24 protein-coding genes are annotated in these 19,218 nt (G+C 63.0%); 3 read left to right on the plus strand and 21 right to left on the minus strand.

What is annotated here, in order from left to right; genetic code table 11:
- Positions 1-133: 133 nt before the first annotated feature.
- The 12 genes from sucD to Q0X62_RS04055 all read right to left on the minus strand — a co-directional run bounded on the left by sucD (position 134) and on the right by Q0X62_RS04055 (position 10,338).
- Positions 134-1,042 (minus strand): succinate--CoA ligase subunit alpha, encoded by a 909-nt coding sequence (sucD, locus tag Q0X62_RS04000; protein ID WP_297731924.1) that lies wholly within the window; start codon positions 1,040-1,042, stop codon positions 134-136.
- Positions 1,042-2,241: an ADP-forming succinate--CoA ligase subunit beta gene (gene sucC / locus Q0X62_RS04005; protein WP_297731927.1), complete on the minus strand. Its 1,200-nt coding sequence runs from the start codon at positions 2,239-2,241 to the stop codon at positions 1,042-1,044. The genes sucD and sucC overlap by 1 nt, the downstream gene beginning before the upstream one ends.
- A gap of 101 nt (positions 2,242-2,342) precedes the next feature.
- The gene (locus Q0X62_RS04010; protein WP_297731929.1) at positions 2,343-3,716 is read right to left on the minus strand and encodes a hypothetical protein; all 1,374 of its coding nucleotides are present in this window, start codon (positions 3,714-3,716) and stop codon (positions 2,343-2,345) included.
- An 83-nt stretch (positions 3,717-3,799) separates the two neighbouring features.
- Entirely contained in the window at positions 3,800-4,228 is a 429-nt protein-coding gene (locus tag Q0X62_RS04015) for a hypothetical protein (RefSeq protein ID WP_297731932.1), read from the minus strand.
- An 87-nt stretch (positions 4,229-4,315) separates the two neighbouring features.
- A complete protein-coding gene (locus tag Q0X62_RS04020) occupies positions 4,316-4,852 on the minus strand; it encodes a DoxX family protein (RefSeq protein ID WP_297731935.1) in 537 nt (178 codons plus the stop codon).
- Positions 4,849-5,610 carry a DNA-binding domain-containing protein gene (locus Q0X62_RS04025; RefSeq protein WP_297731937.1) on the minus strand — a complete coding sequence of 254 codons (762 nt, stop codon included), beginning with the start codon at positions 5,608-5,610 and terminating at the stop codon, positions 4,849-4,851. The genes Q0X62_RS04020 and Q0X62_RS04025 overlap by 4 nt, the downstream gene beginning before the upstream one ends.
- Positions 5,603-6,457, minus strand: a complete 855-nt coding sequence (locus tag Q0X62_RS04030; protein ID WP_297731939.1) for a DUF692 domain-containing protein — start codon at positions 6,455-6,457, stop codon at positions 5,603-5,605. The genes Q0X62_RS04025 and Q0X62_RS04030 overlap by 8 nt, the downstream gene beginning before the upstream one ends.
- Before the next feature lie 50 nt (positions 6,458-6,507).
- Positions 6,508-6,798: a DUF2282 domain-containing protein gene (locus Q0X62_RS04035; RefSeq protein WP_297731942.1), complete on the minus strand. Its 291-nt coding sequence runs from the start codon at positions 6,796-6,798 to the stop codon at positions 6,508-6,510.
- A gap of 354 nt (positions 6,799-7,152) precedes the next feature.
- Complete coding sequence (locus Q0X62_RS04040) at positions 7,153-7,872, minus strand: hypothetical protein (protein WP_297731944.1); 720 nt, start codon at positions 7,870-7,872, stop codon at positions 7,153-7,155.
- A 73-nt stretch (positions 7,873-7,945) separates the two neighbouring features.
- The gene (locus Q0X62_RS04045; RefSeq protein ID WP_297731947.1) at positions 7,946-8,353 is read right to left on the minus strand and encodes a DUF2306 domain-containing protein; all 408 of its coding nucleotides are present in this window, start codon (positions 8,351-8,353) and stop codon (positions 7,946-7,948) included.
- Position 8,354: 1 nt separating this feature from the next.
- A complete protein-coding gene (locus Q0X62_RS04050; protein ID WP_297731950.1) occupies positions 8,355-9,878 on the minus strand; it encodes a carotenoid oxygenase family protein in 1,524 nt (507 codons plus the stop codon).
- Between the two features lie 10 nt (positions 9,879-9,888).
- Entirely contained in the window at positions 9,889-10,338 is a 450-nt protein-coding gene (locus Q0X62_RS04055) for a DUF2141 domain-containing protein (RefSeq protein ID WP_297731952.1), read from the minus strand.
- A gap of 152 nt (positions 10,339-10,490) precedes the next feature.
- On the opposite strand from Q0X62_RS04055, the gene Q0X62_RS04060 reads away from it, so the two are divergent.
- A complete protein-coding gene (locus Q0X62_RS04060) occupies positions 10,491-11,228 on the plus strand; it encodes a LytTR family DNA-binding domain-containing protein (RefSeq protein ID WP_297731954.1) in 738 nt (245 codons plus the stop codon).
- Here the strand turns inward: Q0X62_RS04060 and Q0X62_RS04065 are convergent.
- Complete coding sequence (locus Q0X62_RS04065; protein ID WP_297731957.1) at positions 11,225-11,767, minus strand: GNAT family N-acetyltransferase; 543 nt, start codon at positions 11,765-11,767, stop codon at positions 11,225-11,227. The genes Q0X62_RS04060 and Q0X62_RS04065 overlap by 4 nt on opposite strands.
- Before the next feature lie 206 nt (positions 11,768-11,973).
- On the opposite strand from Q0X62_RS04065, the gene Q0X62_RS04070 reads away from it, so the two are divergent.
- Complete coding sequence (locus Q0X62_RS04070) at positions 11,974-12,489, plus strand: tryptophan-rich sensory protein (RefSeq protein WP_297731959.1); 516 nt, start codon at positions 11,974-11,976, stop codon at positions 12,487-12,489.
- A 62-nt stretch (positions 12,490-12,551) separates the two neighbouring features.
- On the opposite strand, the gene mdh is transcribed toward Q0X62_RS04070, so the two are convergent.
- The 4 genes from mdh to Q0X62_RS04090 form a co-directional block, all read right to left on the minus strand.
- Complete coding sequence (gene mdh / locus Q0X62_RS04075; RefSeq protein ID WP_297731962.1) at positions 12,552-13,514, minus strand: malate dehydrogenase; 963 nt, start codon at positions 13,512-13,514, stop codon at positions 12,552-12,554.
- A 107-nt stretch (positions 13,515-13,621) separates the two neighbouring features.
- The gene (locus tag Q0X62_RS04080; protein WP_366946107.1) at positions 13,622-13,843 is read right to left on the minus strand and encodes a helix-turn-helix domain-containing protein; all 222 of its coding nucleotides are present in this window, start codon (positions 13,841-13,843) and stop codon (positions 13,622-13,624) included.
- Entirely contained in the window at positions 13,837-14,298 is a 462-nt protein-coding gene (locus tag Q0X62_RS04085; protein WP_297731967.1) for a hypothetical protein, read from the minus strand. The genes Q0X62_RS04080 and Q0X62_RS04085 overlap by 7 nt, the downstream gene beginning before the upstream one ends.
- Before the next feature lie 65 nt (positions 14,299-14,363).
- Positions 14,364-15,176, minus strand: coding sequence for a helix-turn-helix domain-containing protein (locus Q0X62_RS04090; RefSeq protein WP_297731970.1), 813 nt, complete (start codon positions 15,174-15,176; stop codon positions 14,364-14,366).
- 80 nt (positions 15,177-15,256) lie between these two features.
- On the opposite strand from Q0X62_RS04090, the gene Q0X62_RS04095 reads away from it, so the two are divergent.
- A complete protein-coding gene (locus Q0X62_RS04095; protein ID WP_297731972.1) occupies positions 15,257-15,736 on the plus strand; it encodes a DUF6265 family protein in 480 nt (159 codons plus the stop codon).
- A gap of 11 nt (positions 15,737-15,747) precedes the next feature.
- On the opposite strand, the gene Q0X62_RS04100 is transcribed toward Q0X62_RS04095, so the two are convergent.
- The 4 genes from Q0X62_RS04100 to Q0X62_RS04115 form a co-directional block, all read right to left on the minus strand.
- On the minus strand, positions 15,748-16,425 hold the full coding sequence (locus tag Q0X62_RS04100) for an O-methyltransferase (protein WP_297731974.1): 678 nt from the start codon (positions 16,423-16,425) through the stop codon (positions 15,748-15,750).
- Positions 16,426-16,437: 12 nt separating this feature from the next.
- Positions 16,438-17,577 (minus strand): cell division protein ZapE, encoded by a 1,140-nt coding sequence (gene zapE, locus Q0X62_RS04105; protein WP_297731976.1) that lies wholly within the window; start codon positions 17,575-17,577, stop codon positions 16,438-16,440.
- Positions 17,578-17,642: 65 nt separating this feature from the next.
- Positions 17,643-18,068, minus strand: coding sequence for a thioesterase family protein (locus Q0X62_RS04110; protein ID WP_297731979.1), 426 nt, complete (start codon positions 18,066-18,068; stop codon positions 17,643-17,645).
- Entirely contained in the window at positions 18,068-19,210 is a 1,143-nt protein-coding gene (locus Q0X62_RS04115) for an iron-containing alcohol dehydrogenase (protein WP_297731981.1), read from the minus strand. The genes Q0X62_RS04110 and Q0X62_RS04115 overlap by 1 nt, the downstream gene beginning before the upstream one ends.
- Positions 19,211-19,218: the final 8 nt, after the last annotated feature.

Raw genomic sequence — 19,218 nt, forward strand, 5'->3', positions numbered from 1 at the left:
TTCGCGCGGGTCTGCTGACAAGTGGGTGACACTTGTCAGGCCCGCAAGACCGAGTAGCGAAGACGGCCTACTCAAACAAAACCGCGCCCCGGAATTCCGGGGCGCGGCTTGATGTTCAATGATGTTGCCGATGCTAGCTCTTGAGCAGCTCGGCCAGCGTCGTGCCAAGACGTGCCGGAGACGGCGAGACCTTGATCCCGGCCGCTTCCATGGCGGCGATCTTGTCTTCCGCGCCGCCCTTGCCACCGGAGACGATGGCGCCGGCATGGCCCATCGTGCGGCCCGGAGGTGCCGTGCGGCCGGCGATGAAGCCGACGGTTGGCTTCGAGCGGCCCTTCTTGGCTTCGTCGGCCAGGAATTGCGCGGCGTCTTCCTCGGCCGAGCCACCGATCTCGCCAATCATGATGATCGACTTGGTTTCGTCGTCGGCGAGGAATTTCTCGAGCACGTCGATGAATTCCGTCCCCTTGACCGGGTCACCGCCAATACCGACGGCCGTGGTCTGGCCGAGGCCGACCTGGGAGGTCTGGAAAACGGCTTCATAGGTCAGCGTGCCCGAACGCGAGACCACGCCGACCGAGCCCTTCTTGAAGATCGAGCCCGGCATGATGCCGATCTTGCACTCTTCCGGGGTCAGGATGCCCGGGCAGTTCGGACCCAACAGCATGGAGCTCGACTTGTCGAGACGGTCCTTGACCTTGACCATGTCCATCACCGGAATGCCTTCGGTGATGCAGACGATGAAGGGGATTTCGGCATCGATGGCCTCGATGATCGCCGCTCCGGCGCCGGCCGGCGGGACATAGATCACGGAGGCGTCAGCGCCGGTCGCCTCTTTGGCTTCACCGACGGTCGCGAAGATCGGCAGGGAGGCCGCGCTGTCGAGCCCGGAAGTCCAGCTTTCGCCGCCCTTCTTGGGGTGTACGCCGGCGACCATCTGGGTGCCGTAATACTGCAGCGCCTGTTCGGTGTGGAAAGTGCCCGTCTTGCCGGTCAGGCCCTGGACGATGACCTTGGTGTTCTTGTCTACGATGATCGACATCAGTTGGCCTCCTTCACGGCGGCGACAATTTTCTGGGCAGCGTCGTCGAGGTCATCGGCGGCGATCACGTTGAGACCGCTTTCATTGATGATGGACTTGCCCTTCTCGACATTCGTACCCTCGAGGCGAACCACGAGCGGGACCTGAAGGCCGACATCCTTGACCGCGGTGACCACACCTTCGGCGATTACGTCACAGCGCATGATGCCGCCGAAGATGTTGACCAGAATGCCTTTGACGTTCGGGTCGGCGGTGATGATCTTGAAGGCCGCCGTGACTTTCTCGGTCGTGGCACCGCCCCCGACATCGAGGAAATTGGCCGGCTCGGCACCATAGAGCTTGATGATGTCCATCGTCGCCATGGCGAGACCCGCGCCGTTGACCATGCAGCCGATATCGCCATCGAGGGCGACATAGGCGAGGTCGTATTTGGAGGCTTCGATTTCCTTGGCGTCTTCCTCGGTCGTGTCACGGAGCTCCATGATGTCCGGGTGACGGAAGAGCGCATTGCCGTCGAAGGAGACCTTGGCGTCCAGAACACGGACATGGCCATTGTCCATGACGATGAGCGGATTGATCTCCAGCATCGACATGTCCTTCTCGCAGAAGGCCGTATAGAGGATCTTCGCAAGACCCATCATATCGTCGCGGGCCTGGCCTTCCAGCTTCAGCGCGTCGCACACGGCAGCGGCAGAGGCGTCGGTCACGCCGGTGGCCGGATCGACATCAATGGTCTGGATTTTCTCCGGCGTTTCCGCGGCGACTTCCTCGATATCCATGCCGCCCTCAGTGGAGACGACAAAGGCGACCTGGCCGGTTTCGCGGTTCACCAAGAGCGAGCAATAAAGCTCAGTAGCGATGTCGGCTCCGTCCTCGATATAGAGGCGATTGACCTGTTTGCCCTCAGGGCCGGTCTGGTGCGTGACCAGCGTATTGCCCAGCATTTCCTTGGCGTTCTTGACCACGTCTTCCTTGGAGAAGGCGAGGCGGACACCGCCCTTGGCGTCAGGTCCAAGTTCCTTGAACTTGCCCTTGCCGCGCCCACCGGCGTGGATCTGGGACTTCACCACCCAAAGCGGGCCAGGCAGCTGATCGGCCGCCGCAGCAGCGTCTTCGGCAGAGAAAATGGCAACACCTTCGGCGACGGGCGCACCAAAGGATTTCAGAACGGCTTTCGCCTGGTGTTCGTGGATATTCATGAATGGGCCTCGCGGGAGGAAGAAAGCGACAAAACGGCCAGAATGGACTCGCCTTATAGCACTGGGCTGCTGCGGTGCAACGCACTCGCAGCGGGTAATTGTCAGTCAATCTCGTAGGTATTGCCGGCCTGACCCGCATCGTCTGGTGGAGCCAGAATATCCGACAGCGACAAACGACGGGGCGCACCGGGCACATCGACATCAGGCGCGATCGCCGGACCGGAGAAATATCGAACACCGGCCGACATGGCCGCTTCCAGCAAGGCCGTATTCTCGACCTCCAGCAACGATGTCTCGGCCGTCATTGCCTGGGCGGTCGTGACCCAATCGACACAGGATATCAGATCCTTGTCACCCGCGCCGTCATGATTGAGACGCGCAGGCGCATCGGCGGTGAAGATACCAATGCCACAGCTTTCGAAGCGGTCCAGCCCTGGGTGGTCGAACCGGTGATGCACCAGGACATAGGCGCCGAAATGCTTCATCGATCGACAGACCTCCTGGAGCTGCGCCATCGGCGCACCGTCCGGCACGCCGTCAATGCGCAGCAGGAAGAAGCGCCGCGCCGAATCAGGGATCGGCTGTAGCACGCTGAAATACTCCATCCGCCGGGACACCGAGGACAGGCTGTCATAGTGCACCGGCACAATGATCATGCTGGCATGGCCGGCCGCCCGGGCCTTCTGGAAGCCGCGCTGGGCGGCAAGGGCTGTCGCGCGATCCAGTTGGCGGTGCGTCTCGCGATCCGGAACACCGGTCAGTGTATCTCGCCCGTAGCTGGCAAAGCCGCCAATAACCTTGCGGGCAACGCAGATATGGTGACTGACAAAGGATTTTCGGCTGTCCCAGGTGGGCATGAAGGCAAAATCATCCCAACTGACAGAAGCGCCATTCCGGCGGCTGGCAGGCTCTTCCACCCGTGAGGGTTTGCCTTGCGCGACGGACTTTGGTGCATTCACCCAGCGAGTCTTGCCATCATCATCGCGGGGCAGAACCGGTACAGATTGCCAAGGCGTTTCCAATGGCGCCGGCATCTCGCTAGCGGAGTCGACCGGCTCGGTCGCAGGCTTTTCCAGATCATGAGGCTGAGCTCGCGCGACGATATCGAGTAGTTCCACCGTGGGAACATCGCGGGCTTCTGCCTCGGCCTTGACATCCTCAAGCCCGCTCTCGCCCAGGAAGAAGGCATTCAGCTCGCCCGCGATCGCGTCGACCATGTCTTGCGCAGCGTCGACATCAGCCGCGCGGAAGATAATCAGGAAGCCGCCCTGAACGCGGATCATCACGTCTTCCGGCCCGATGCGATTCTCGATGAATTGCGTCGATGTTTCGTAGACCTTGTCACGAAGGCGCGGCCAGTCGGGGCCAGCGCGCACTCGCACGCGCTCGAGGTTGAGAAACTGGAACTGCCCCATATCGACGGACTGGCGTCCGGCGAGGGCCTGTTTCAGTTTCTGTCGTAAATCAGGTGGCATGCGGTGACCATTCGTGTCGGGACCTCCCGAGACGCACAGTCTGCCGCATCATGTCTTGCAAATGTGTAAGCCCGGCTGCGGGTTTAGCGAAGGGTCGCAATAATCGCCCCGTCTATCGAGAGAGCGCCGCCGCCGCGCGCGAACAGATAGAAGCTGATCGCGGCGAATACTGCCACCGAGGTCCATGCCTCCGGCAGAACCCAAAACCCGTAAATGGCGCAGGCGATCAACAGGGTCAGCCCGACCAGCCGGGTGAGAAAACCGATAGTCAACATGAAAGCGATCAAATGCGCGCCCCAGACAGCGATCTGGGCTGTCTGCGCGGCCGAAACAAGCGGGATGTTCCAGACCGTTGCCGCCGCCACCATGTCCGGCATGACGCCCGGCCAGGCATCCGCATTCGATCGCGCCCAGGCCCAAAGCCCCGGAACGAGCGACAGCCGCAAGACGCCGCCGACAATCCAGTCCGGCAGGAAACGCTCGGCGCGCGCCGGCTGATCGCTGGATTCCATCTCACCCCCCGGTGCTCACTCCACCCGTCCCTCCGGGTGATGCGGATGACCATGCCGCAGAGGCCAGACCGGTGCAATCAAACGCACCTAAGGCGCGAAATTCCGTCGAAGGATATGGTCCAGAGACACGCGGCCGGGACCGTGGAACACCAGATAGAGCGCTATGACCAGCCACAGGGCATGGGTGCTCCACCAGGCCTCTGGAAAGATGAAAATCTGTATCACCAGCGTCAGGCCAATGAGCGCGAGCGCCCCGATCCGGGTCGCCAAACCCAGAACGAGCATGATGGGAATCACGAATTCGGCAAGCGTGGCCATCCAGGCTGCCCATTCCGGCGGCAGGAGCGGAAGGGCGAAATCGGTCCGGAACTGGTGCAATGTCGCAGGTTTGAGATCGAGCGGCAGCTCGGGCACTCGCATCCGGGCCCGTTCGACGGGGAAGTCATTGATCAGCTCGGTATAGGTGAACAGCTTGCTCGTGTTCACCTTGGTAAGCAGGGAGCGCCAGAATATTCCGGCCAGCGTCAACCGGGCGAGCACGGGGAGGATGTCGGGCGCCAACCGCGCCGATACCCACTCGAACACCATGTCATGATGGGCTCTCAGGCGATGGATCATAGTCATGGCAAAGCATCTCCGCTCAGATAGCCCCCTGTGAGTGCCGCCTCGAACGCTCTGGCCGGGTCGAAACCAGCGTGTTGGATGAGCGCATCCTCGCTCGCTTCCGCAAGTGATTGGCCTTCATCGAGACTGGCAATAAATCGGACTGAGCCCGGATCGAGCACGACGGATCGCACATCGCCGAACGGGCGCCAGACCAGGACGCCTTGCGCCTTGGGAGCCAGCGTCACCCGCCTCGCCTCGCTGCGGCCGGATCGGTGTCTTTGCCAAATGCCGTGAACCGGCCAGGCCAGGCACAGCAGTCGGGCGGACGGGTGAAGTCCGGGATTGAGCGCGGCGATCCTGTCCGGCGGGAGCTGCGCCATCTGCCCCGGCCTGCAGGGCGACGCATCTGCTGCGAGATGCGCTTCCAGCCAGGCCCGGTCGAGGCGGGCGATATCGGCAAGATAGGGCAGCGTCCGAGCCGGCTGGTAGCCGTCAACAAAATCCGCAAATCCGCTGCCATACCCGGTCAGACTTCGCGTGCGCGGCGGGCCCGATTGCCAGAAGGCTTTCGCCATAGGTGAAAAGAAGCGCGCACCGGTCAGCGCGTTGACGACCGGATAGGCCGCGCGCAGAGCTTCGATCGCAGAGGAAGCGACATTGTTGCAGTAGACCGCCAGTCGAGCCGCGTGCCCGGGTCGCTCCAGATAGGGCCGTGCCGCCTCATGGTCACCGCTCCTAAGGGCGTCTGCGAAGTCATCGTAAAATTGCCTAGACATGGGCGACTGTGGTTGTGCCAAGCGACGCCAGGCGACGTGCTGCCTGCTCGCGCTCCGCCATCAGCTGCCCGAAGGCTGGCAAATGCGTGTCGCGTTCGATCAGGGTCGGGCGAGGGCCGATCAGGGCAATAACCGTCTCGAAAAGCCGCCAGACCGGTTTGGCGACCGGTGCACCATGGGTGTCGATCAATAAATGTTCACCCAGCCCTGTATCCGCCTCATGCCCGGCCAAATGGATTTCACCCACGGCGTCCGCCGGAATCCGGCGTAGCCAGTCCTGCACGTCAAAGCCGATATTCTGGGCCCCGAGATAGAGGTTATTGACGTCCAACAGGAGGCCGCAGCCGGTCCGGCGGACCGTCTCGGCGAGAAAGTCAGCCTCATCGCCATCGCCCTCGAGCCGGACATAGCGCGCCGGGTTTTCAATCAGGATCTGCCGTCCCAGCGCGGTCTGCATGATGTCGACATTGCGACAGAAAATATCCAGAGCCGTCTGCGTCATCGGGACAGGAAGAAGATCCGGGAACCAGACATCGCCGAGCGCCGACCAGGCGAGATGCTCGGAGATCAGCACAGGCTCATAGCGGTCGACAAGGCGCGACCAGTTCGCCAAGTGGTGTGGGTCCGGTCGGTCCGGCCCGCCAAGCGACATGGCCACGCCGTGCAGGCTGAGGGGATGAACCTCGCGGATCGCGTCCAGCCAGCGAAGTCGCGGGCCGCCTTCCGACACGTAGTTTTCGGGATGAATTTCGAACCAGAGGCCGTCCGCCCGCGCCTCCAACGCCGAACGAAAATGCTCGGGCTTCAGGCTGATGCCTGCAACGGGGGACGTGTCGGGAAGCGCCATGGCGAACAGCCTCTCAAGGGGTCGGCGTGACCAACCCCCTGAGCTTCGGATCAGGGACGCTCGATGGGGGTCAGGGACCCAGTGCCATAGGGTGTCTGGATCGACTCGCATGTACCCTCAGGCACATAGGTCCAGGCATTGCCCTGATAGTCGACTGTGGACGTACCGGCGCAGGATGTGCCCGGGCCCGCGGCGCAGTCATTCTCACCGGCCAGTGCAATGCCATAACATTGCTCCATCTCCTCGGCAGTCGTCGATATACTCGCCTGAGCCGCGGCGCCTGACAGAGACAGGGCAAGGGCGGATACGGCAAGGGCAGTGGTACGTGTAGGGGCTTTCATCGTGTGCGATCTCCAGCTTGGGTGACGACCGGAACGACCTGCTGGCCGCCCGGACACCCAGACACTGACGCCACGGCGCTTCGCACGCCAATCACGTAGCCGCGCAGGGCGTCACCTTCGCGTGACTGTCTTTCAATGCAGCCTCCGCATTCCGTCAGGCCTCCGTGAACAAGGCGACTGGTGACAGACCAAAGACGCGCACATTGTTGCTGCCGCAGCGCCGATCAAGCTTTGCCCACCGGCTTTGCTCAGCCGCCCGGGCGGTGGACATCGGCGCTACAATCAGGATCTGACAACCCGGCTCGAACCCGTATGGAGCGCGTTGCCAGGCACAGCCCCGACACGTTTCCCAGATCAGTCCGCCGGTGCGACAAATCTCATGGGCTGGCCGCCAACATCAATGCGAACGATCCGGCCACTGTCGCGATCGATGTAGATATCGTTGGGTGGCGTCCCGCCACGCTGCTCGATGTGGAGGGTCTGGAACACACCAGCCGGGGTTTCAATTTCTGCCTCGCCGACTGCCGTAAGCGTCACGGCTTCTTCCGTATTGGTCATCGTGGCGAACCAGTTGAACGACACGCTCTCGCCGACTTCGAATGGAAACGCCGCGGCGACCAGGAAGTAGCTGGCGCGCAGTATCGTACCACCCGTCAACTCGGACGCGAGCGGCCGCGAATTGACGCCCGATCCCGGTTGAACGATCTGGAGACTCCCGGCCGCCGAGCCTGGCTCGAAGTCAACGTCGAACACATAGTAATTGGCGCCCTGGTGGAAGCGAATATCGCTGGAGACCGGCGCGAGTCCCTCCCGGCGCAAACGGACTTCCATCGTCTCGTATACCTCGCCGGAAGCCCACATGGTCCGGTCATAGAGGACGATATCCTCGCCCTCCGCATGCCAGCCATAGCGCATAAATCCATCCGGTTCGCCTTCATACTGAAGCTCCAGATAGACCTCGCCCTCGTTCAAACGCTCCGGATCGAGCCGAGACTCCCAATCGCTGGACTGGGCCTGGACAGGCAGGCTGGCAAGGGCCGCCGCCGAAAGGGCGGCAAGACAGGTCATTTTCATCATGTATCTCCCAACGCCCAAGCCGGGAGGGGGACGCTTTCATGTTGCCGATGTCGGCAGTCTTTCCGTCACATTAACTCCCGACAATGACCCCAAACAAGGTCGTGAACATCAGTCGACCCGGCACGAAGGCGAACAGCCCCGGAATCATCAAGGCCGCGAAAAAGAGCGAAACCGCATTCTTTCGATGACCCGCAAGGTCGCCACGGCGGATACTCCAGACCAGACCCGCGAGGCCGATCAGCGTCACCGGGACAAAGAGATGGATCCAGGAGAAGGCACCATCATTGATCTGGCGGATAAAGATCGCGCTGACGGCGGTCGTGGCCATCAATGCGACAAAGATCATGCCCAACACCCGGTGGGGGAGAAGCCCCTTGGGGCCTAGCCATTGCACGAGGCCCACCGCCATCGAAGTCAGCGCGCACAGCGCATGAACCTGCACGACCCACGGGGCCTGGAAGAAGGCATCCATATTCATCTCAGGCCAACCTGCCCGAACGCCAGCAGCCATGGAATCCAAACGGGCAGGCATAGCCCAGCCGCCAGCTCGCCACCGGACCATCGGACAAATGCCCGGCATTGAACAAATGCAGCTCGGTGCGGCGAGCCCCCGCGTTGAGCGCGGTGTGGAGGATCCAGCCCTGCCCCTCCGGCGCGTCCGGTGCAGCGGGTATAAAGAGTGGCTCCTCGACATAGATGTCCGGGCCGTGGTCGAACGCGTCGTGCGCGCCGGTGTGCAAATTGCGCCGCTCGATCCGCGTCGCGCCGCGCGGTTGATCTGCATCCCAGGCGATATGCCAGGTGTCGCGCCGGCGCAAGCCGGTCAGTCGCGGATCGACCTGCGGGAATTCGATATAGCCCGCGCCCAGCGCCTCGACCCGGCTACGACCACCCGGTGCCAAGGTGACCAGCATGTGCCGGCTCTGGGAATCCGTCTGGGTTTCGGCCTGACCCCGCATGACGTCATAGGCCCCCGCCATGGCAAAGCGCGCATCCTGCGACAGCGCAGCGTCAAGCCGGATCGTACCATCCGCCTCCTCCCAGGCGCCACCGAAATGGAAGAGGAAGCCGGGCGGCAATTCCCACGACCGACGCACGGACCAGTCATTCTTGTCCACCGCGATCGCTAGCATGGGGGCGTCTTCATCGAACTGGAAACTCTCGATGAAGGGGAGGCGCATCCGGTCGAAGCGGTAGCTGCCGACCAGGAAGACCAGCGAGTGCTCGGTGATCACAAAGTCATGCACCATCCCGCCGGGCACATCATTGAGAAGGCCTGCATCGAGCAGTGTCCCGTCCGGCCCGATTTTCCAGAGGATCAGCCGAGCGCCCGGCGCATCCTGACCGAAATTCCAGACAATGCCGGTTTCGGGCTCCCGTTTTGGGTGCGCAGAGAAGGGAACGCCGTCCAGACCATTGCCCCAGCGCCGGGCACCCCGACTGTCCAGCGTATCCGGGTCGATCGACCAGGCGGATCCGCCTTCCCAGAGTGCGAGGAGTTCATCGCCGAGCAGGATGACAGAGGTGTTGGCGACATTCATGTCGTCCGGCCCCGTCAGCCCGCCCGGCTGAGGGGGCACCGAGCCGAGTGCGGGCACGATAAAACGTCCCGCCGCTTCCTCGATCTGCCACTTATCGGTCTCGATGAAACGCCCGCGATGATGCACCCCGTCCGGACCGATCTGCCAGGACTGAAGAAAGCCATCACCGTCGAACCAGTGCCGATAGCGCCAGTCCTGTCGCGAGAACCGGCCCGGTCCATTGCGATAGAGCGTGCCGGTGAACCCGTCCGGCACGTGTCCCGAAATCAACTCGGCCCGGCTATCGAACCCGGCAGCCGGGGCGTCCCGGACAATCAATGTCCAGGGATCGTTCGCCGCGGCGGCCTGATAGTCCATAAAGACCGGATCGCCCTGGCGCGCGAAGGCCGGCGTATTGAACGCAGCGGCGCCTCCGGCAGCGGCGAGGAGTTGGAGCGCGTCTCGACGGGACAGGGCGGTCATGGCGCTCTCCCTATTCGAAGCGAATGGCGTGGACGGTGCCGTCGGCGGCGACGTCAAACACTGCGGCATCCCAATTCGGCGGACCGAAACGGCCACGGGCATTGTTGGAAAAGGCGAAGGGCTCACTGGGGATGCCCATGAGATTGGTATCCATCTCACCATTGGCATTCACGTCGTGATACATTTTCACGCCGTAGCGACCGGCTGGCAGGTCTTCGAACACCGCCACGACCTGACCGCCGGACACTTCTGCACGCGTCCCGGCAACAGCGCTGCCGGAGTCCCAGGACGCCTCGCTGTCATAGATGCCGATCATCACGAAGCCTTCGGAAGGGGCGACTCCGGCAATCTCCAGGGTCAATGCCGCCTTGCTGTCCTCGGCGCTGGACAGGCCCGCGAGGCTCGCGGCCAGAACAGAGGCAGACAGCAGGGTCTTTGTCAGGGTCTTCATGGTGTTCATTGTCATCACTCCTTGGCGGCCGGACGTCCGGCGTGTTCGAGAGGAGTGATGGCCGGCTCGGCGATCCGCCGCGAGCGCCTTTGCGCAAACGGGCTGCCAGACTTCGCGAATTGCGCTAGGTGTTCGTTCGCGCTTCGCGAATGACGGTGACCATGACGCTCAAACGCCTGAAACCCCTGTTGGTGAACATCGCCGCGATCCTGGCCTTGGGGACATTCCTGTCCATTCTGGGCCCCTATAATTCACACAATTTCGGTATTCCAGGCGTGTGGTTTTACTGGACCGGCCTGATGGCACTGGGTTGGGGGTCCGGATCACTCTTCACCTGGCTGTTTGATCGCTACCTGCCGGACTGGCCCCGTGCAGCAACCGGCCTGGCCCTGTCCGTGCTGGTCAGCCTCCCGGTCTTTCTGGCCGTCGCGGGCATCCAGGCGATGATCGGAGCTCCCTTCGAGCTGGCGGTCGCGCCGATCGTCTTCTTCTTCGTCTGGGTCATCTCGGCAGCCGTTGTGACCATCTCGATTCTGACGGAGCGGAATCGCCCCGCTTCGGAAAGTCCCGGCCCGCCCGTCGCGAGCCGCGCCCTGACCGACAAGCTCCCTCATCGCCTGAGACGCGCGAGTCTAATCGCCATGGTCGCCGAAGACCATTATCTGCGTGTTCATACCGACAAGGGAGAGGCGCTGATTCTGATGCGTCTAAGTGATGCGATCACCGCTGCCGACGCTCTCGATGGCGCGCGGACGCACCGATCCTGGTGGGTGGCGCGGGAGGCGGTGGAGAGGGTCGACCGCGGGGATGGCCGGGCGAGGCTGATCCTGAACGGCAATATCGAAGCGCCGGTCAGTCGCACCTATGCGCCCAAACTGCGCGAAGCCGGCTGGTATTAGCGGAAGGCCTTGCGGCGTTCGCGCCACTCCGCCGCGCTTTGACCCCACAAATCGACAATCATGTCGAATCCGGCGACCGGGACGTCGCGGCCCAGGTCGCGCGAGCCAAGCTTGCGGGCCACGCCCTGGCTGGGCGTATTGTCCGCGTGGATGAGATGGACCACTTCGGGCCATTCCAGCCGGCGGAAAACATCATCAAGGCAGGCCGCTGCCGCCTCGGTCGCATAGCCCTTGCGCCAGGTTGACCGGTTGAGCGACCAGCCGACTTCCGGCTGCGGCCAGCCATGCGGGTACCAAGGCCCGACCCGGCCGACCCAGGCACCGCTCGCCTTTTCGATCACCGAATAGAATCCGTATCCGCGCAGCGCCCAGTGTCCAACAATACCACACAAGCCGCGCCAGACATGGGCCGGCTCTTGTTGGCCGCCGATGAATTGCGTGGTTTCAGCGTCCGCCATGAGCTCACACAAGGGCTCGAAATCAGACAGGTCGGGCTGGCGCAAGATGAGACGGTCGGTCTCGAGATTGATCTGGCTCATAACGGCAATGGGGCCTGATGAGTGGGATTGGTCAAGTGAACTTCCAAAAACGGACTTCACGTATTCTATATGACTGTATGCAGCTGCCCACCGCATTCTGTCCGCTTCAGAATGCGGTATGCCTATCAAGGCTCTCGCGCCGTGCGGACTGGATCGATTCTTGCACCGTGTTCGAGCAGAGCAAGCATGAGTGAGTCTTATTTTCCATGGCCGACAAGCGGCACGGTCCGGGCGTCATCACCCTTCTGGTCTATCTGGTGAGCACAGCATCACTGTCCGGAGGACTGTCCGGCTGGCTGTATGCGACCGGGGCTCTGGATTGGGCAAGTACGCTGAGCGCGCCGAATTGGGCCCCCAGTTTCGGCCTGCTGAATCTCATCGGTCTCTTTATTCCTGCCTTCGCCGTCATCGCCCTTTGGATCCTGCAGCGCAGCGGCAAGGACGGGATGCGACTGGCCTGCAGCCTCCTCATCGCCCTTCTGCTCGCCGGCATGGCGACTCAGATCTGCATCTTCTTCGGCATGCGCGACCCGGCGCTGGGCTTCCTCGCGGCAATGGCGATGTGGGTCTACACACTCTTCGCTGCCGGAATCGTCGGCCGGGCCTCAAGCGCCGCCGGCGTCTTGCTGTGGATTCCCTTCGCCTGGGTTACAGCCATGCTCGTGCTCGGCTTCGAATTCATGCGCCTGAACGCTGCCGGAACCTTCGCCGGCGGGATCTAGACACGAAAAAGCCGCCGCCCTGACAGGCGACGGCTTCTCCAATTCGTTCTCGCCGTCAGCGACTAGGCCAGAGACGGTTCGAGGCCCTTGCAAGCGGCGACCAGGCCTTTCACGGACTCAACCGAGTTGTCGAACATGGTCTGTTCCTCGGCATTGAGCTCGATCTCGACCACTTTCTCGACACCACCGGCCCCGATCACGACCGGCACACCGACATAGAGATCGTCCTGGCCGAACTGGCCGGACAGATAAGCGGCACAAGGCAGAATGCGCTTCTTGTCGCGCAGATAGGAGACCGCCATGTCGATGGCGCTTTCGGCCGGCGCATAGAAGGCCGAACCGGTGCCGAGCAGGGCCACGATCTCGCCGCCACCCTTGCGGGTGCGGTCGATGATGGCGTCCATTTTCTCGTCCGTGGACCAGCCCATTTTGACCATGTCCGGAACCGGAATGCCGGCAATGGTGGAATAGCGCAGCAGCGGCACCATCGTGTCGCCATGGCCACCCATCACAAAGGCCGTGACGTCTTCGACCGAGACTTCGAACTCGTCGGCGAGGAAGTGACGGAAGCGCGCACTGTCGAGCACGCCGGCCATGCCGACGACCTTGTTGTGCGGCAGGCCGGAGAATTCACGCAGCGCCCAGACCATCGCGTCGAGCGGGTTGGTGATGCAGATCACAAAGGCGTCCGGGGCGTGTTTGGCGATCCCTTCGCCAACAGCCTTCATGACCTTCAAATTGATGCCCAGCAGGTCATCGCGGCTCATGCCCGGCTTGCGCGGCACACCGGCGGTGACGATGCAGACATCGGCACCGGCGATGGCGGCATAATCGTCCGCCCCGGCGAGCTTGGAATCCTTGCCGAAAACCGGGCTGGCTTCGGCAATATCCAGCGCCTTGCCCTTGGCCACGCCTTCGGCAATGTCGAACAGGACGACATCGCCCAATTCTTCGCGCGCCGCGATGTGGGCCAGGGTGCCACCGATCATACCGGATCCGATGAGCGCAATCTTGTTACGGGCCATGGAGGAGCTCCTCTTGTGGGGGTGTTCAAGCACTTGGCCAGCGGTCTAGCGCTGCGCGGCGGCTTCGGCAAGGCGGCGTTATCGCCGCACCCTGTCAGAGGACGCACTCAATCTTCGCCTCGCGGCTCCAGGCTGAAGATCTCCTCGACCGGAACGGCAAGCGCCGCAGCCAGCTTCAGCGCGAGAATTGTGGATGGCACGAAGACCCGGTTCTCGACCGTATTGATCGTCTTGCGTGTGACACCGACACGGGCTGCCAGCTCGGCCTGGGTAAGCCCCTCACGAGCCCTCAGCTCCTTCAGCCTGTTGGCCAGCTCACTGGTCACGATTCGTCCTCCAGATCATCCCGACCCAGGATGAGGAACCTCGACAGCGGCGCCGTGATCCCGATGATCAACAGGGCGCGGAGCGCGATCGTCGCTGAGAAATCAACCAGGAGATCAGCGGCCAGTAACAGCGCGGTCGCCGCAATGAGCGCCATGAATCCGAAGCGTATCGCGATGCGCTGATTGTGGCAGAACAGCTCGTCCTGGATGACCGACTGCGCCTTCGAGCGCTGCACCCGGCTCGCATACAGCAGGAACAGGAAGGATGCCCCTGCCCAGCCGAGCGCGCCCGCCAGAAGGCAGAGATGAACCACCAGCTCGAACGGTCCGAATTCCCAGCCGCCCTCCTGCGCAATGTCCATAGCCAGTTGCGCGCCCTGCCAGAACAGAAAGCTCACCGCGGCGAGTGTGAGCAACCGGTCGCGCTGACGAATGAGTTTGGAGATTTGATCTTCCATGACACTGCTTCCTTGTAACCTTGACGTTACAAGTTACCTATAGGTGACATTGAGTGTCGTCAAGGTTACATTTCATCGGTAGATCGTTGCGTGTATAGCGCGTCATAAGCCGCTGGCTGGCGCGCCGGTACCGGCGTGATACCTGCGAAATGCCGAAACTCCCGGGTCATGTGCGCCTGATCGGCATACCCCGCCATGTCCGCCACCTCGACAAGGTCCACACCCCGCTTGATGGCGTCACGGGCATGATGGAAGCGGACGATGCGCACCATGTCGCGCGCCGTCAGGCCGCAAGCCCGTTCAAAACGGCGACTGATTGTGCGCTCGGTCACAGCAAAGCGACGTGCGAGGCCTGCAGTCGTTATCTCCACGCCACTCTCAAGGGCTTCGACGAGCGCACGTCCGGCTGCCAGCGTATCATTGCGCGGCAATAACCGGTCCAGCAGTGCGTCGGCTGACGCCCGGAAGGCCCTGGGATCGCCCGCCTTTCGGGCATGGGCAAGCAATTCACCGGCCGGACCCGAACCGATAATCCCGGCCAGCGGGACGGGGCGGTTGCGCCAATGCGTTGGACGGGCGCCCAAAGCCCCCAGCGCCCAGGGCCGCAACCGAATCCCCATGACGTCCATGGGACCGGTCTGCTGCAGCTTGAGGACTCGATCCAGCGGTCCATAGAGAAAGGCCTCATCCTGTCGGATCCAGTTCCCTTCGCGCAGCTCCAGCGGCGGCGTGGCCCGGTGAAGTATGATCTCGCATGATCCATCGGGCGCGATGAATTGCGGCGCGTCGTCTCCGCCATGGCGCAAGTGCCATACCGCCTCGATGCGGTCGTCGAGACCCGCCCCGGACGGCTCATACTGATAATCGGCCTGGCCCATATTACCCCCTGTCCGGTTCATTCAAGACGGCGGGCAAAGCGCGTGTCAATAAAGACGGACGCCGATCAGAAAGACCTGTCATGTCCCTTGTACCATCGAGCCTTCTCACCCTCGCGGCAGCCGCAATGGCGGGCCTCGCCCTCGCCTGCACCCCGCTCGTTGCCGCCGCTGGCCAGACGCCGGACCTGGACTGGATGTCCGGGCATTGGACCAGCACGGGCGGCGATCCCGTGATCGAGGAGATCTGGACCAATGGGGATGGCGGATTGCTGCTTGGCGTCAATCGCACACAGGTCGAGGGGCGCGCCGTCGGCTTTGAATTCCTGCGCATCGAGATTGGCGAGGAGCAGACCCGCTATTGCGCCCAGCCGGGCGGGCGCAGCGCCGCCTGCTTCACCCTGACCGAGCACGGCGACAGCCATGCCCGGTTCGAGAACGCCGAACATGATTTCCCGCAAGTCATCGAGTACAGTCGTGACGGCGACAGGCTGAGCGCACTAATCTCCGATCTGTCAGGTGAGCAAGCCATGCAGTTCGACTGGCAGCGTGCGCCTGAATGATCCTCGGCTGATCAGCGCTTCAGCGCCATCAATATGCCGTCGCCCAGCGTCGTGAAGGCGATATCCACCCGCGTATCAGTGCGCAGTTTTTCCGCCAGCGCCACGAGCGCCGCCGTATCGGCATCCTCGCTGATGCGGTCGGCATCCACGACATCGCCGCCCCACAGGACATTGTCGAACAGGATGAGGCCGCCGTGGCGCACCAGCGTCAGGGCCGCCTCGTAATAAGCGTCATAGCCGGTCTTGTCCGCATCGATGAAGATCATGTCGACGGTGCCGGCTCGGGTCTCGGTCAACCCGGCCAGCGTCTCCCGCGCATCGCCAATGCACAGCTCGACCTGGTCGCTCACACCGGCTTCGTCCCAGTATGACCTGGCTTTTCCGGTATAGTCCTCGGAAATGTCACAGCCGATCAGGCGGGCCGCATCACCATGCATGTCGCGCATGGCCAGGATCGTCGCCAGGGCCGAATAGCCCGTGAAAACCCCGACCTCGACAGCTGTACGGGCGGAAATGAGGCGAGCGCACATTTGCAGGAAAGCACCCTGCTCCGGCGAAATCTGCATGCGCGAGACGTCGCCCATGGCGTCCGTCTCCGCGCGGCACCGCGCCAGAGCGGGATGCTCGGGCCGATTGGCGCTGCGGACGTAATCGACGAGTTCCGGCGACAGGCCGATGGACCGTGACATGGCGTTTCCCCTCTACTCTGCGTCATCCCGCTCGCGGCGCTGGGCGGCGAGATAATCATGCGTGCGCATTTCCATCAGGCGCGAAGCGGTGCGTTCGAACTCGAAAGCGCCATCGCCGTCGGGATAGAGATCGCCCGGCTCGGCATCGGCGCTCATGACCAGCTTGGTACGCGCCTCGTAAAGCGCATCGATCAAGGTCACGAAGCGCTTGGCCTCATTGCGCTTGTCTGGCGATAATTGCGGCACATATTCCAGTAGGACCGTGTGGAAGCGGTCGGCAAGGGTGAGATAGTCGGCAGGCCCGAGCGGGCGCGCGCACAGTTCAGAGAAGGTAAAGCGGGCCACGCCGGCCGCCTCGCGCTCCACCGTCAGGCTCCTGCCCTTCACATCAAGGACGCAGTGCTGCGGCACGGCACCGGAGGTCAGCCGTTCCCAGGCCTTGTTCATGGCCAGCTCGGCATCCGCCGACAGCGGCGTGTAATAGACCGGGGCGGCCTCCAGCTGGCGCAGCCGGAAGTCCGTCCCGCCGTCCAGCTCCATGACATCGAGCCGGTCCTTCAGCATCTCGATCACCGGCAGGAAGCGCTGCCGGTTGAGGCCGTTCTTGTAGAGATCGTCCGGGTGCCGGTTGGAGGTCGCCACCACCACCACGCCGCGCTCGAAGAATTGTTCGAACAGGCGGCCCAGGATCGAGGCGTCGGCGATATCGGTGACCTGGAATTCGTCGAAGGCCAGAAGGCGTGCCTTCGCGGCGATCGCCTTGGCGACAGGCGGAATGGGATCGTCCCCGGCGCCGCGCACATGTTCGGGCCGCTTGCGCCGCTCCTCCGCGCTCAGCTTGCGCCAGGCGGTGATGCGGGCATGCACATCCTGCATGAATTCATGAAAATGCGCCCGCCGCTTCGGCGAAACCGGCGCGTTCTCGACAAAGAGATCCATCAGCATGGATTTGCCGCGCCCCACGCCGCCCCAGAGATAGAGACCACGCGGCGCCGGATCGCGCTTGCCGAACAGGGATTTGCGGTCGGGACGCCAGTCCGAAAGGCGCGCCGCGAGATCGGTCAGCGCCTCAGCCGCCCGCTCCTGTTCGGGATCGGGGCTCAAAACACCGGCTTCAACGCGCTGGCGCAAAACGGAAAGAGGCGTCGTCATGCGCGACAGGCTTGGGTGCTGCGGGTGATCAGGTCAATGCTCAAACACCGCCGCACCGACCTGGCTCACGCCTCAATCCCGGCCAGCGCCGCGCGCATTGTGTCCGGGAGCGCGACCGGGCGGCGCGTGTCGCGGTCGACATAGACATGGACGAAGCGCCCCTGGGCCGCCGGTTCATCCTCGCCCTGTTTGAACAAGCCGATTTCATAGGTGACCGAGGAATTCCCCAGCCGCGCCACGCGCACACCGGCCTCGACGGTTTCCGGATAGGCGAGCGGGGCGAAATAATTGCAGCCGGTCTCGACCACGAGGCCGATCACGCGGCCGGCATGGATATCCAGCCCGGCCTCCTCGATGAGGAAGCAATTCACCGCTGTGTCGAAGAAGCCGTAATAGGCAGCATTATTGATGTGGCCATAGATGTCATTATCGGCCCAGCGGGTCGGCAGGGCACGAAAGCGGGGATAGGCGTCGCGGGCGCGCTTTTCCATCACAGCACGGCCTCATAACAGGCGTGGGCCGCTTCGAGCGTCATCGGGCGCGGATTATTCTTGAGCAGGCGCTCGACCTTCATCGCGTCCTCGGCGAGGCGCGGCAGGTCATTGTGCGAGACGCCGACCTGGGTCAGGCGCGTTTCGATGCCGACAACGTCGGCGATCCGCTCCATCTCGACAACCAGGGCATCGGTCGAGGCCCCGGGCAGATCGAGATGGGCCGCCAGCTGCGTATAGAGCGGCTCGGCGCTGGTCGCATTGTAGCGCAGCACCGGCGGCAGCATCAGCGAATTGGATAGCCCGTGCGGGACATGGAAGATCCCGCCAAGCGGATAGGCCAGCGCATGGACCGCACCGACCGGGGCATTGGCAAAGGCCTGGCCTGTCAGCAAGGCGCCGAGCAACATGTCCTCGCGCGCCTCGATATCCGCCCCGTCCAGACAGGCCCGCTCGATGGCGCCGTGCAGCTTCTTCAACCCGGCCAACGCCAAGGCGTCGGAGACCGGGTTCTTCTCGATGGCCGAGGTATAGGCTTCGATACCGTGCACCATGGCGTCAATGCCGGTCGCCGCCGTGACATGACGTGGCAGACCCAGGGTCAGCTCGGCATCCAGCACGGCCATATCGCCATAGAGCGCCGGATCATTGACCCCCATCTTCGAGGTCTCGCCAACGGTGACCACCGAGATCGGCGTCACTTCGGAGCCCGTACCGGCGGTCGTCGGGATCAGGATGAGCGGCAGGCGCGCGCCCTTCACCTGATTGACGCCATACATATCGGCCAGGGGCTGATCGCAGCCCAGAAGCAAGGCCACCAGCTTGGCGGTATCCATGGACGACCCGCCACCAAAGCCGATCACCAGCTGCGCCCCGAATTCACGCGCCCGTTCGGTCGCCGCCAGCACCATGTCTTCCGGCGGATCGGCCACGACATCGTCGATCACCAGGACCGAGCGCCCGGCCGCCTCAAGCCCAGCGAGCGCCGCATCGATCAAACCGAACTGGCGCACTCCCTTGTCAGTCACCAGCACGGCGCGTTCAACCCCGGCCATGAGCGGAGCGGCAATCTCGGTCAACTGGCCGGACGCACCCCGTCCGGCATGAATATGAGGAACGGTTCGGAACTGGAATGTGGCCATTTATGCAA

This window comes from uncultured Maricaulis sp., assembly GCF_947259345.1.
Classification (GTDB): Bacteria; Pseudomonadota; Alphaproteobacteria; order Caulobacterales; family Maricaulaceae; genus Maricaulis.